Source organism: Reichenbachiella sp. (assembly GCF_965233835.1).
GTDB lineage: Bacteria > Bacteroidota > Bacteroidia > Cytophagales > Cyclobacteriaceae > Reichenbachiella.
This window is the reverse complement of sequence record NZ_OZ247585.1, coordinates 403,429-417,867: the sequence shown is the minus strand read 5'-3', so window position 1 is coordinate 417,867 and position 14,439 is coordinate 403,429. Positions and strand designations below refer to the sequence as shown.

Sequence of the window (14,439 nt, the reverse complement as noted above, 5' to 3'; positions counted from 1 at the left end):
ATATTTTACTATTTTTAGAGGTACAACCATTTATGAAAACCTCTTTCCTAATCTTGCTTTTTTTCTTCTTGACCTTGTATAACGGGTTTGGTAAGCACTCTTCAATAGAGAAAGATGAAATCATAAACATCTTCTTGAATACGGCAGAAGATTCAAACAACATTTATACCGTAGCCTATTACGACTCCCTCCTGGACGTCAATGATATGCCCGAAACAGTATTTTTTATTCATTTGGCTAAATCCCTTCGTCTTTCCATCAGCGACGTCCCAAGAGCAACTAAAGAACTGATTGGTGCCAAAACCTGGTTTTCGAAGGAAGAAGATCTGAAGAAATATAAACACTATTTGGGCCTGACTGAAGCCAGTCTTTATCAGCATTTGGGGAAGTATGATAAGGCCGATTTATTGACCAATCGATCAATCGAAAAGTTTGAAGAAAGTAAAAATGAGACTATGGCGCTGATTTCTCGAATGTATAAGGTTAGAAATTATATACCTTGGGGCCGATATGAGGAGGGTTTTGATGAGATTAATTACTTGTTCGATTCTTTAGACCCCAATGCCTTTACTAGCAAGAGTCAATTCGAAAAGTTTGAAATGGCGCTTTGGAATCATAAGGCAACGTTGTGGACCAGTGTTTCAAATTTACATCGAGATAGTATCAAGCCCGCGCAGGAAGTATTGCAACATGTCATAAATTTAGCTAAAGAAAAGGGAGATGAGCATGCCTACTACAATACCACGGGAAATCTATCCTATCTATTTTATCTAAATCAAGAATATAAAAAGATGATACCTCTTGCTCTGGAGGACCTGTCTTATTCGATAGCAAAGAATAGTGTAGAAAGTGCTGGTGGACTACATACCGTTTTGGCAGACTCCTATCTTCAGTTAGGAATGAAGGACAGTGCATCCTATCACATCAAAAAAGCGGAACATTATTCAAAGTATTTAAAGAATAAATATATCCATAAAATTTTCATAGGTGTGGCGCAGAGATATTATGAATCTACTGGAAATTTAGACGCTGCTTTTGAATCTTTAAACGAGCAGTATGAGGCCATAAATGAAATTCATAAGTCCATTGCCCAGATCAATTTTGATTTATCTAAAGCAGAAAATGACCTCTCACAGGCGGAAGAACGGATTCAATTATTGGATTATAAAAATCGACAAAACATAACGATCAATTGGCTGTTGGGCTCACTGCTATTCAGCATTGGCTTGCTTGCCTTCAATTTTTATCGACTGCACCGCACTCAGAAGAAGTTCAGAGACAAACTCGAACAAATGAATCAGAGCTTAGAAAGTGAGATCGAACGGCGAACCAAAGAAGTCGTAGAGCAAAGTGAAAAGATAAAGGCAGCGGCTTATCACAATTCGCACCGAACCCGTGCCCCAGTGGCCAGGCTTCTGGGTTTAGTAGACATCCTGAATACCGAAATTTCATCTGAGCGAGAGGAAATAGCGGAATACATACGACAGTCAGCCAGAGAAATTGATGAGGTAATCATCGATATGAATGAGGTGCTCTCTGATCATCGAGGTAAATAAAAAAGCCAAGTTTGAGCAGTTTGGTCTGTGTAATTGCCCATCTATTAGGACATGGTTGTAGAGGTTATAAGTGTCGATTAGATTGAGTTGTCATTATTAATCTCCAAAACCATGAGGCGACTTTTCACCATTCTCAGTTTTTCTTTCGCTTGTCTAACAGTCAATGCTCAAACCACACATTTGATTCAATCTAAGGCTCTCGCTGAAGACAGGCTAGTCAACATTCAGCTTCCCCAGGGGTACGATAAGGCTGATGAAAGTTATGGAGTGCTTTATGTGTTGGACGGAGAATATGCTTATGATTACGCAGTTGGAGCTGTGAGTTTTTTATCTAATGCTTTTGGTCATATGCCTGCCCTTATTGTTGTGGGTATTCCAAATATCGACAGGCTTCGAGATGTACATGTAATGCACAATAAGCAAGATTCTTATTCCAAATTCCTAGAATTTGTTGAGTCCGAATTGAAGCCTTTTATTGATTCAAATTATCGCACCAATGGATTTGATATTATCTATGGTTGGTCATCAGCTTCGGACATAAGCATGCAGTTTTTGGTTACCAAGCCTGGTTTGTTTGATGCGCATATCCAATCAGGAACGGGTGTTGGACCAAAAACAGCAGCTTTCCTCTCCAAAGAATTGAGCAAGCATAATTATGAAAACCGTTATCTATATGCCGGCACTGAAGGTGCAGGCCCAAGAGCGGCCGGACTCGTAAAGTATAAGAGTCTGGTAGATAGTTTGAATCCAAAAAATTTAAGATGGAAATTTGAATTGATGCATTCCTCTTCTCATGTGGATGTTCTCGGTGAAGGAATTTATAGCGGATTAAAGTTTGTGTTCAACGATTTTTATATTCCTGATTCTGTCGTTTTGAAAGGTGTCGAAGCAATCAAAGGCTACTACGCTACCTTAAACGAAGCCTATGATTTTCCAGTTAAAATCCCAGTTGGAGCTTTTGGAGAATCGGCCGGCATTTTGTTTCAAAGCAAACCAGAAGAAGCGGTAAAGCTGTTAAAGTATGGGCTTACCATATATCCTGCTTCAGCAGACCTGCACGGGGCTTTGGGTGAGGTTTATGAATACCTAGATCAGAAAGAGATGGCTGCCCAATATTATAACCTGGCATTTGAAAGATCTATTCCGGAAAGCGCAATGGCTATGAAATACAGATACTTGTCTAATAAATTTGAAGTAGGAAAATAAAAAAGCCTGACAACGCTAGGCAATCAGGCTTTTTTATTTTGACGGCTGTTTTTAAACCAACGCCTTTTCTAAGTCGGCAATTAAATCTTCAACATCTTCGATGCCAACACTCAATCTAATGAGTGAATCTTTCAAGCCAGCTTTGATTCGCTCTTCTCGCGGAATAGCAGCATGTGTCATACTCGCGGGATGACCACAAAGTGACTCTACTCCTCCAAGAGATTCGGCCAAAGCAAAAAGCTTTAGATTTTCCATGACCTTTATTGCATCATCGATCTTGTCATTTTTTAAGACAAATGAAATCATACCTCCAAAATCTCGCATTTGTTTTTTAGCGATATCATGATTCTTGTGCTCCTCAAATCCAGGCCAGTACACTTCGCCTACTTTTGGATGAGATTTTAGAAAGTGCGCTACGCGTCGACCATTTTCACAGTGACGCTGCATTCTGATATGCAAAGTTTTAATTCCTCGCAAGGCCAAGAAACAATCCTGTGGACCGGTAACTGCTCCACTCGAGTTCTGGATGAATGCTAATTTTTCTTTCAGCACATCATGATTGGTCATCAAACAACCCATCACTACATCAGAGTGACCTGCCAGATATTTGGTTACCGAATGCAATACAACATCAGCACCTTGATCCAGAGGGTTTTGCAAGTATGGAGTTGCAAAAGTGTTGTCCACACAAAACATAGCTCCAAATTTTTTACAAACACCAGAAAGCCCCTTGATGTCAATGATGTTCATCATTGGGTTTGAAGGAGTCTCAGCCCAAACCATTTTGATTTTGTTTGAAAAATGCTCGGAGATTCTATTCAAATCTCTCATATCAATGAACTTGAACTTAATCCCAAAATCCTGATAGATCTTCGTAAAGATTCTATAGGTACCTCCGTACAAATCATTAGAAGCCAAAACCTCGTCGCCTGGCTTTAGTAGTTTTAAGATGGCATCGGTAGCAGCTAGTCCAGATGCAAAACACAATCCGTGGTGCGCATTTTCTAGGGCTGCCAAATTATTTTGAAGTGCGTCTCTTGTTGGGTTTTGGGTTCTTGAGTATTCATAGCCTTTATGCTGACCAGGTGATGGTTGCACATAGGTAGAAGTTTGATAGATTGGAGTCATAATGGCTCCTGTACTCGGATCCGGTTCTACTCCAGCATGAATGGCCTTGGTACCAAATTTCATAATTTCTTATTTTAATGCAGTGATGCTTTGTTCGGAAAGCTAGTAACTTCGCTTTGCACCACTTTAATTTAAGTAATTCTCTTGTGATTTTGAGCGACAAATGTAATCAATATCGCATATTCGCCATGTTTTTTCGCATAGACTATTTACATACTTGAATAACCATAGATATTCTTCATTTTTCAATAACCCCATAGGCATATTTATGCTTATGAGCTGGATGACTTTGATGCCTTGGTTTTCAACATTTACACTTACATACCTGGCCCTTCAATATGAAGAATTGATCAGGTCTTTTACATCACTACATTGGATGTATTTCTTTGCCTTGAGTGTGTTTAGTATGGGCTTAGCCATTACTCCTACTACCTTTATCTCTTTAGTCTGTGGTTATTTTTTAGGCTATTATGCTGTGATTCCCGTGGTAGTTAGTTATCAGTTGGCTTCTTTAGTTGGGTATGTTTTAGCACAAAAAATGGACAATCAGACCATTGATTGGGTAGAGAAAAAATTCCCAAAAGCTGCTCCGATTTTTGCCAATGTTGAAAGTAGACAATGGCTCACGACATTTCTTGCTCGGGTTTCTCCTGCTTTGCCATTTGGGTTAATGAATGTAGTCTTGTCAGTTTCTGGGGTCAGGTTTGGACCTTTCTTTTTGGGAGGCCTCCTAGGTATGTTGCCCCGCACACTTTTCTTTATTTGGTTGGGTGCTCAAGCCCCCATACTCGTCGAAGCCGTGCAGACTAATGATTACTTTGGACTATTTATTGTGCTGAGTGTAGCAGGTATTTTTGGGTTGTTTTACATTCTGAGACCTAAGCCTTGAAAAACTCATCCAATTTGCCGTTGAGCATTTTTTGATCCTTGATATATTTAGGGTCAAAAAATTCATGACCCGGCATGTTTTCAACATGCAAGGTCTGTGTCGGATAAGCAAATTCGACACCCAAATGCTCTGCAAGTTTTAATACATCCAAAAGTATTTCTTGTCTGAATTTTAACTCATCTGTCCATGAGGCAGCTTCAAAGAATATGTAAAACAAGATGTCCAAAGAGTGAGCCCCTAGGTCGTTAAAGTGAATTTCGTACTTTTCGTCATTCGTTTTTGGGTGGTCTTTGACGATACGATTAAGCCCTTTGACAAAAACCTCGATGAGACTTGGTGGCGTGTCGTATTTGATTTGAATGGTTGTTTTAAAACGTCTCATTCGTCTCAACCCGTTGTTGTCAATGGTGCGATCAGCCAATTGACCATTGGGGACGGAAACTACAGAGTTGCGGAAAGTACGAATTCTTGTAGATCTAAACCCTACTTCTTCCACCATGCCGTCTATATCTCCTGAAACAATCCAGTCTCCGATTTGAAAAGGCTTGTCCACGAATATCATGAACGAACCGAAAAAATTCTTGATGGTATCCTGAGCAGCCAACGCAAAAGCCAAACCACCAATAGAGAGACCCGTCAGGAGGGGTAGGATCGGTACATCCAAACTATCTAGAATAACCAGACCTCCAATAACCACGACGCCAACTCTCAGCACTTTCCTGATAATAGGAATAAGCTGATCGTCCAAGGTGCTTTCTGTGCGGTTGACCAAACGGGTCAGATAAACATCAATTACACTGGTTAGTTGATAGAGAGCAATCATTCCATAGAGAGGAATCATGCCTTTCAATGCAAGTACTACATAGTAGCCAACCAACCGTGGTAATTCCAGACTTGGGTAAAGCGCACCTATAAAAAAGAACACCATCAGCATCCCAGCTGGCCTTGCGACTGGCAGGATGTATCTACTACCAATATGTCGTTGACCTATCCTGTCCAGCATTCTAATAAATATGCGTTCGAAGATGATAGAGAAGATATATCGAATGAGAAAGCACAGTCCAAAAAGGATGGCAATACCTATCCATTGCCAAAGCTTCAATCCTAGGAAATAGGTGTTTAGACTGGTCTTTTCTATTTCTAATCCGATCAAGTTTTTTGGGTCGAATTTGAATAACTCTTCATGAACCTGATCGATAGATTTCATCACCTCGGGCTGAAATTGCCAGCGTCCCCGTTTTTTTTGTAGGTAGATTTCTGGGTATCTGCTATTGATCACGTATACATGTTCGTTGTGTAGCGAATCAAAATAATCTGGATAAGTGGGTACCTTGTCGAAGAAAATAAAGATGCCAGCCCCGTCTAAGACTTGCTCTAGTTTCTTTACATATTTCACTTTTTGCTCAACGTTCATTTGCGGATTGTTGAACAATATGGAAGCAGCCGTTAAATTTTTATTTTCAGGAGTAATGTTGGTTACAAAAGTATTCAGCGCCAGATAGGGTGTTTCAAGTCTACTGGTAATGGTGTCATTGGGATTTGCCAGTATAGACTGAGAGCAAACGATGAAAAGACAGATGAAAATATTTCGCATAACAAACTTATTTGAGGGGCAAAGTTATTTCTGTTGGCTCAAAAACCAAGTGTAAAGATCCTCACCCCCATATACACGCTTCCAGGTATCATGACCCATGTCTGATTCTATTGTAAACCTCACTTCATGACCCAGTTGCTCTAGCTCATTAAGACCGGGATAAAAGTACTGCTCTTGAATGACCAAATCTCTACCACCAGCGAAACACCAGATCGGTATTTTATTGATCGCCAAAGGCTGCATCAAGTCTTTGTGACCCCAACCTACTACGGGACTGATGGCAGCAAAAAGTTCAGGGTGTTTGCTACCCATATACCATGTGCCAAACCCACCGTAACTTAATCCTGTCAAGTAGACCTTGGACTGATCCGTTTGATAATTGGAAGAAACATGGTCGAGCATGTTTAGTAAGTCTTGTTCTACCTGCTCCCATCCCATGGGAGGACCAAAGTTTTGATAAGGATAAACGGTGGCAGATGGGCTACCTTGCATAAGTGTATCAATCTTCCATTTAGCTTCTCGAGAAGGCGTGCCATTTTCAAGTCTTTTGGGCAGCTGATCTAGGGTACGGTTCGCTATGTACTCAGCCTGTTTGTCCATCCCAAACATATGGAGCTGAGGGCCAATGATAATAAATGGTAAGTCACGTTTTTGAATCCAAGCCTCATACAACGGGCCATGGACCATTACAAAGTCCAATTCAGTCGTTCCATTCCCCCTTTCTCCATTACCGTGCAAAAACATCATTACCGGCCATTTTTTGTTGGGGTCATCACCATAGCCTTTCGGCAAATACAAAAGGAACTTCCTATCGGATTTATCAACTTTACTAGTGTATGGAATCCTTTCTAAACTGGCGTTGGTTTGAGCTCTGAGCAATGAGGCATTGAGAAGTAAGATCATCACAAGAACAATCTGGAAATATTTATTTGAAAGCATCTGAGAAGAATAAAAAAGGATAATCGCCTAAAAAAGAAAAGCTCCGAAATTCGGAGCTAAATATTAATTCAATTTAAAATGTTTATTTAGAATACTGAGGTACAAATGGCCGAATTTGTCGTAACACCATTTTTTTAGAGCTTCTAGCTCCCTTCCAACTAGCCTGATTGCTTTTGCTAGTTCTTTGTCAAACAAATTTTTATCAAAACTAACTTTTGACAGAATTGTTTTAGAATATTCCAGCATGGATTAAGTGGTTTGTTAAAATTTATTAAATAAACCTGGTGACACGTTTGCCACCCATCAAATTGCACCTGAAAATAAGAAATATCATTTAGATTAGCAATTTTATTCTTCTAAACGGTCATGCGGAAAGTAGGGTTTTTATTCATAATAATTTTATTGTTAACGGGTGTTAAATCATACGGGCAGCAAGTGAGTATTGACTTAGGCCCAGACGAAATTGCAAGCAATCAGGCCTTCACCATTACGCTTACCATTCACAACGAAAGGTTAGAAGATTATTCTTCTTTTCCTGAAATTCCAGGCTTCGTGAAAAGGGGCACATCGTCTTCCTCTTCTACCAATTTTATCAATGGCAGAAGGAGTTCTTCGCAAAGTGTCATTCAAAATTATGTGGCCACTGCCGAAGGCGAGTACATGCTCAATTCATTTGTAATGAAAGTGAATAAACAGACTTATCGAGTAAAAGGCAAAAAAATAAAGGTAGGACCTCCAGTCCAGCGTAGGCAGCGCAACGATCCATTTGGGAGTGATCCTTTTCAAGATTTTTTTGGAAGGCAGAATGCCCCCCAAGAATTTGTGGATGTAAAAGCAGATGCTTTTTTGGCTCTGACTACAGACAAATCCTCGGTTTATCCAGGCGAAGGGTTTTCCCTGACTTTGGGTTTGTATGTTTCTTCAAAAAATCAGGCTGAGATGACATTTCATGAATTAAGTAGGCAATTGGCAGAAATTGTGAAAAAAATCAAACCTGCTAATTGTTGGGAGGAAAATTTTGAAATAAAGAATATATCAGGAGAGGTGGTTGAAATTAATGGAGAGAATTACACGCAATTTAAAATTCATCAAGCTGTGTATTATCCTTTAAACAACAAGGACATTTATTTCCCAAAGGTTAGTTTGGACTTAATTAAATACAAGGTGGCTAAAAATCGAACATTCTTTGGAAGAAATAGACAGGAAGAGATCATAACATTCAGTACCAAACCCAAAAAAGTGACCATCAAAGAATTGCCTCCACATCCATTAAAAGAAAGTGTGACAGTAGGCAACTATAGACTCAAAGAAAAAATATCTAGTCAATCTTTAAAAACTGGAGAAAGCTTTAACTATTCCTTTGATGTCATAGGTGAAGGCAATATTTCGGCAATTAGCGAGCCACGACTATATGAGGATGAAAATTTTGATATCTACTCTCCCAATATTCGTCAGGATATCAGCAGAGGACACGGCAAAGTGAGAGGAACCAAGTCTTTCAGTTATTACGGGATACCCAATGAGCCTGGCGAGTATGCTCTTGGGGATTACCTGCAGTTTATTTACTTCAATGTGAAAACTGATAGCTATGACACCCTTCGATCCGATATGATTGTGAGCGTGACTGGTGAGAGTAAAAAGAATGAGTACATCTTGTCGAATGATATGGGTACGTTTTATGATGCTATGGACATTCAGAGCAATGAACTGATGGCACTAGATGCTCAGGATCGCATGCGCAGCATGGCAAACATTGCCATTTTTGTATTGATTGGCCTTGTTGCTTTGGTGATGTTCAAAAAATAGGACTTCCTGTTAATAAAATCGCACTTCAGAAGCGAATTTCAGTTAATTTTGATATTTAGTTCAATTGCCTTCGATACTATCCCTCATTGCGAGCGGCTAGCGAAGCAATCTCTTTATTATTCGAGTAATCTAATATGAGTAATTCATTCGGATCTTTATTCAAGATCACCACATTTGGAGAATCACATGGCAAAGCGATAGGCGTTACTATTGATGGCTGCCCAGCAGGAATCGAAGTAGATGAGGCCTTTATTCAGTCTGAGTTAGAAAGAAGAAAGCCAGGACAATCTAAGATTACTACCCAAAGAAAAGAGCCAGATAGTTTTGAAATTCTATCTGGCGTATTCGAAGGTCAAACCACTGGCACTCCAATAGCCATGGTCATTCATAATACGGACCAGAAGAGTAAGGATTATGCACACATTGCTAAGTCCTATAGGCCCTCTCATGCCGATTTCACCTATCAGGAAAAGTATGGAGTTAGAGACTATAGAGGTGGAGGAAGAAGCTCAGCTCGAGAAACAGCAGCACGTGTAGCAGCAGGCGCTTTGGCTAAGTTGGCGCTACGTCAGTTGGGGATTGAAGTTAGTGCTTACGTGTCTCAGGTTGGAGATTTAAAAACTGAGAAGTCATACTTAGAACTCGACCTCTCTAAAACAGAAAACACCATTGTCCGGTGTCCGGATGAATCTATTGCCGAAGAAATGATCACTTACATCGATGGGGTTCGCAAAAATGGAGACACCGTTGGTGGAGTTGTCACGGGAGTAATTACAGGAACTCCTGTAGGGCTGGGCGAGCCAGTCTTTGACAAGCTTCATGCTCGATTAGGGGCTGCTATGCTGGGCATTAATGCCGTGAAAGGCTTCGAATACGGTAGTGGATTTGAAGGAGCCAAAATGAAAGGTTCTGAGCATAATGACATCATCGAAAAAGATGGAGATCAAGTAAAAACTCGTACTAATCTGTCAGGAGGTATTCAGGGTGGAATCTCAAATGGCGAGGACATTTATTTCAGTGTGGCGTTTAAGCCAGTAGCCACCATTATGCGCGACCAGAATTCTATAGATCAAGACGGAAACGAAATTACCGTTTCCGGAAAAGGACGTCACGATCCATGTGTGGTGCCAAGAGCAGTGCCTATCGTAGAAGCTATGTCGGCATTGACTATCCTTGATTTTTATTTGCTCAACCAGTCAACAGTATTAAAAGCTTAGTATCTTGGCGAATTAAATAACACAACATTTAATTCGAAGAATGAAAAATTTACCGCTGCATGTCAAAATCGTCATAGGACTTGTCCTAGGAGTAATTTGGGCGTTTGTTTCTAGTGCCTTGGGATGGAATGATTTCACTATCACCTGGATAGACCCTTTCGGGATCATTTTTATTAGACTGCTCAAATTTATTGCGGTGCCTTTGGTACTTTTTTCTATTATCAGTGGAGTTTCTGGCTTGAGTGATGTGTCCAAGCTGGGTCGCCTGGGTGGTAAAACTTTAGGAGCCTATATGGTAACTACCGTAGCAGCAGTTGGGATTGGGCTGCTTTTGGTAAATCTGGTGAAGCCGGGAGGTTTTGTAGAAGAAGACCAAAGAATTAAAAATAGAATCTCTTTTGAACTTTGGCTACAAGATGAAAAAATGGGTTTGCCGCATGATGGTGAATCTTATCTCAACAAGCCTGAGTTTCAACATCTAATCACCGATGCTCAGAAAGAAGGCCAACTCTCAGAAGCTGATCAAAAGAAAGTGGCTGCCCGAATGGCTGCTGCCAAAAAACAAAAAGAAGGAAGCCCGTTGATGTTTATCGTGGAGATGGTACCCGAGAATGTTATTTTCTCCATTTCCAATAATGGGTTGATGCTTCAAGTGATATTTTTCTCCATATTCTTTGGGATTACATTGGTCATGGTGCCTGATGATAAGAAGAAGCCGGTGGTAGACTTTATTCATAGTATGAATGAGGTTTTCCTAAAAATGGTAAATATGGTGATGGGGGCGGCTCCATTCTTTGTGTTTGCCTTACTGGCCGGCGTTATCGCGAAGATGGCTGATACCCCTGCTGAGGTATTTGAAATTTTCTTGGGATTAGGCTCTTACTCGCTGACTTTAGTAGCAGGGCTGTTCTTTTTGGTGTTTGTATTCTATCCTTTAATCATGAAAATCTTTGTGCCTAAGCTTAGCTACAAAGAGTTCTTTAAAAATATTAGTCCTGCACAGTTCTTGGCTTTTTCTACTAGTTCTAGTGCGGCTACACTTCCGGTGACTATGGAATGTGTGGAAGACAACATGGGCGTATCCAACAACATTGCAAGTTTTGTATTGCCAGTGGGTGCCACCGTGAATATGGATGGCACCAGTTTATATCAAGCCGTAGCCGTAGTTTTCTTGGCTCAGCTTCACATGGTAGACCTCACCGTAGCCCAGCAGTTGACGATTGTACTAACTGCGACCTTAGCTTCTATCGGAGCAGCCGCTACACCAAGTGCTGGTTTGGTGATGATGATCATCGTGCTTCAGTCTGTAGGACTCAACCCTGCTTGGGTCGCCATCATCTTCCCGGTAGATCGTATCCTAGATATGTGTCGTACCGTGGTTAATGTAACTGGTGATGCGACTGTCTCTACCTTGATTGCCAAGAGCGAAGGGGAGTTGAGTAAGTATTGAAGTTTAGTTCTCTTTTTGTATTATACTTGCGCCAGCACTTTGAGAATTACTGAATTGGTCTAGAGGAGATGTGTGTCTCCATACTAATTCTATGAGAGAGTAATTTGATATAAGAATAATGAACCAACTAACCGACCTCTATTTGGATGCTATTTCTATGCATCACCATCAAACTATTTAACATCATCAATTTTTATCATCCTTGGGTAGGGTAAGGAATTATGCTTTAAGTTGACTAAACCAAACCAATTAGCACGAATCAAATATCAATTAACATGAAAAAATTAACCTTTTTATTCGCTTTAGCTCTATCAATTAGTGCACAAGCACAGAATATAGAAAATGGGGCAAAGATGAACTTCAAAAACTCTGCCGGCGCCTTAGATGGAACTACATTATATAGAAATTCGGGTAGTCATATGAGGTTTGAATTCTTCAATCATTTTGATTTCAAGTCTCTAAATGGTGGTTATATTAAAATTAGAAATGCGAATAAAATTTCAATCAAACTGAACCCCAATGGAGACAGCTATTTTGATGATGGAAACATAGGACTTGGTACTAAATCTCCAGAGGAACTTTTACACTTAAAAAGAAACAATGCCACGATCAAACTATCTTCAGGTCAGTACCATCAATCAGAAGGAACCGTTATTAGCAGAATAAAATTCAACAACCACAATACTGGAAATACATCTTTAGACTATAGTTCTGAAATAAGAGGTCTACTCACTGGGAGTTCTGCGCAACTGGTAGGTATGCAATTTTTGACGCTGGGTTCAGTACGCATGCATATTGATGATGGAGGAAATGTGGGTATTGGAACAGAAGAACCCGTTGAAAAACTTCAAATTAATGGGGGAGCATTGCAATTTTATAATATTGGCAATAATTCTAATAATGTCGATATAATTAAAATCAATGAAGGTTCAAGTGTAGCTGATTCGAATGAATTTACTATGACAGGCATGTTTGAAGGTACTAGTGGAAATAATGCCATCAAGTTCAGATCTAAATGGACAAATAATATACTATTCTTAAAAGCAGATGGTAACGTTGGAATTGGAACTTCTACACCTTCCGCAATGCTTTCAGTAGCAGGAAAAATGGACGCTCAGGAAATTAAAGTTGAGGTGGATGCTGGAGTAGTACCTGATTATGTTTTCGCTAGCGATTACAATCTCACCACTCTTGAAGAAACGGCAAACTACATCGAAGAAAACCACCACCTACCAGAAATTCCTTCCGCTACTGAAATGGAGGCCTACGGCATGAATGTAGGTGAGATGAATTTGCTCTTGCTAAAGAAGATTGAGGAGTTGACGCTGCATTTGATCAATCAAAATGAACGATTAGAGTCCCAGCAAAAAGAAATAGAATTGTTAAAACAAAGATGAGATACAAGCTATGTACAAAACTATACTGACCGCTGTGGTTATGTGTCTAGGCCATATAGGTTTGGCACAATTTAGCAACCCAGATGGGAATAATGACATCCACTACAATGCTGGTAAAGTAGGAGTTGGAACAGCAAGTGGAGATCTAAAAGATTTATTCACAGTAAAGGGTGGAAACATTAATATAGGAAACATTACCAATCAGGAATATAGCGTTGTATTTCGACCTCATGACAAAAGCTGGAGAAGTGGCCTAATCGGATACTCCTCATCAACACCACCCACCGACTATATTGGTTTAAAGAGTTACTACGGCTCCATACGAATGATTACCAATGTTAATCAGGAAGTGATGCGCATAACCCGCAACAATCGCGTAGGGATAGGTGTTGTTGCTCCGGACAATACTTTGGATGTTAGATTGTCAGAAAGTTCGGGGTGGTTGGCACGATTTGCTGAGACGTCAGGAGCAGGACTGATTTTTGGAGTAAACCCAAACAACGATGATGCTTTATCTGGTTTTATTGCACATACCTCCGCAAACAGAAACATTAATTATTCCGTGACAGGGAATGGTCGTCATCAGTTTTATACTGATTGGGGAAGAAGTATGGTAATTACCAGTGGTGGAAAAATTGGCATTGGTCAACCTATTCCAGAAGACCTGGTTCATATTAGGTCTGAAAATCCAGTCATAAGAATTTCAAACTCCAACTATCATGGAGGGGGAGGAAATGCAGCAGGAACAGTTTTGGGTACCATAAAATTTAGTAATCGTGATGATAATCATAACTATAGGGCAGAAATGCGAGGAATTTTGACAGGAAATTGGGCTGAATACGTGGGACTATCCTTCACTACTCATTCTTCAGGTCAACAAATTGAAAGAATGAGAATTATGCATGATGGAAGTGTAGGTATTGGTACTACCAACCCCACTGCTCTCCTTTCGGTAGCGGGCAAAATGGATGCTCGAGAGATCAAAGTAGAGGTAGAAGCGGGAGCCACCCCCGACTATGTCTTCGCCGATGACTACAAACTCTCAACTCTCGAAGAAACGGCAAGCTACATTGAAGAAAATCACCATCTACCAGAAATCTCTTCCGCTAAAGAAATGGAGGCAAACGGTATGAATGTAGGTGAGATGAATTTGTTGCTACTTAAGAAGATTGAGGAGCTGACGCTTCACCTAATTGAAAAGGACAGGCAATTGGATGATGTAATCAAAAGACTACAAAAACTTGAAAAACAATAAGA

General features: G+C 40.2%; 11 protein-coding genes. 8 read left to right on the top strand and 3 right to left on the bottom strand.

Annotated features, from left to right (window positions below; genetic code table 11):
- The first annotated feature begins 32 nt into the window (after window positions 1-32).
- Together ACO6S2_RS01765 and ACO6S2_RS01760 are read left to right on the top strand one after the other, a co-directional pair.
- On the top strand, window positions 33-1,556 hold the full coding sequence (locus ACO6S2_RS01765; RefSeq protein ID WP_422360799.1) for a hypothetical protein: 1,524 nt from the start codon (window positions 33-35) through the stop codon (window positions 1,554-1,556).
- A 111-nt stretch (window positions 1,557-1,667) separates the two neighbouring features.
- Window positions 1,668-2,762, top strand: coding sequence for an alpha/beta hydrolase-fold protein (locus ACO6S2_RS01760; protein ID WP_422360798.1), 1,095 nt, complete (start codon window positions 1,668-1,670; stop codon window positions 2,760-2,762).
- Between the two features lie 51 nt (window positions 2,763-2,813).
- On the opposite strand, the gene ACO6S2_RS01755 is transcribed toward ACO6S2_RS01760, so the two are convergent.
- The gene (locus ACO6S2_RS01755) at window positions 2,814-3,953 is read right to left on the bottom strand and encodes a trans-sulfuration enzyme family protein (RefSeq protein ID WP_422360797.1); all 1,140 of its coding nucleotides are present in this window, start codon (window positions 3,951-3,953) and stop codon (window positions 2,814-2,816) included.
- Window positions 3,954-4,107: 154 nt separating this feature from the next.
- On the opposite strand from ACO6S2_RS01755, the gene ACO6S2_RS01750 reads away from it, so the two are divergent.
- Entirely contained in the window at window positions 4,108-4,779 is a 672-nt protein-coding gene (locus ACO6S2_RS01750; RefSeq protein ID WP_422360796.1) for a TVP38/TMEM64 family protein, read from the top strand.
- Here ACO6S2_RS01750 and ACO6S2_RS01745 read toward each other — a convergent pair.
- Both ACO6S2_RS01745 and ACO6S2_RS01740 read right to left on the bottom strand, forming a co-directional pair.
- The gene (locus tag ACO6S2_RS01745) at window positions 4,769-6,373 is read right to left on the bottom strand and encodes a mechanosensitive ion channel family protein (RefSeq protein ID WP_422360795.1); all 1,605 of its coding nucleotides are present in this window, start codon (window positions 6,371-6,373) and stop codon (window positions 4,769-4,771) included. The genes ACO6S2_RS01750 and ACO6S2_RS01745 overlap by 11 nt on opposite strands.
- Before the next feature lie 24 nt (window positions 6,374-6,397).
- Complete coding sequence (locus ACO6S2_RS01740) at window positions 6,398-7,276, bottom strand: alpha/beta hydrolase-fold protein (RefSeq protein WP_422360794.1); 879 nt, start codon at window positions 7,274-7,276, stop codon at window positions 6,398-6,400.
- A gap of 471 nt (window positions 7,277-7,747) precedes the next feature.
- On the opposite strand from ACO6S2_RS01740, the gene ACO6S2_RS01735 reads away from it, so the two are divergent.
- From ACO6S2_RS01735 to ACO6S2_RS01715, 5 genes are all read left to right on the top strand, one after another.
- Window positions 7,748-9,118, top strand: coding sequence for a BatD family protein (locus ACO6S2_RS01735; protein WP_422360793.1), 1,371 nt, complete (start codon window positions 7,748-7,750; stop codon window positions 9,116-9,118).
- 134 nt (window positions 9,119-9,252) lie between these two features.
- Window positions 9,253-10,335, top strand: a complete 1,083-nt coding sequence (gene aroC / locus ACO6S2_RS01730; RefSeq protein ID WP_422360792.1) for a chorismate synthase — start codon at window positions 9,253-9,255, stop codon at window positions 10,333-10,335.
- Window positions 10,336-10,375: 40 nt separating this feature from the next.
- Window positions 10,376-11,785: a dicarboxylate/amino acid:cation symporter gene (locus ACO6S2_RS01725; protein ID WP_422360791.1), complete on the top strand. Its 1,410-nt coding sequence runs from the start codon at window positions 10,376-10,378 to the stop codon at window positions 11,783-11,785.
- Window positions 11,786-12,060: 275 nt separating this feature from the next.
- Window positions 12,061-13,182 carry a hypothetical protein gene (locus tag ACO6S2_RS01720; RefSeq protein WP_422360790.1) on the top strand — a complete coding sequence of 374 codons (1,122 nt, stop codon included), beginning with the start codon at window positions 12,061-12,063 and terminating at the stop codon, window positions 13,180-13,182.
- 10 nt (window positions 13,183-13,192) lie between these two features.
- Complete coding sequence (locus ACO6S2_RS01715) at window positions 13,193-14,437, top strand: hypothetical protein (protein WP_422360789.1); 1,245 nt, start codon at window positions 13,193-13,195, stop codon at window positions 14,435-14,437.
- Window positions 14,438-14,439 lie beyond the last annotated feature (2 nt).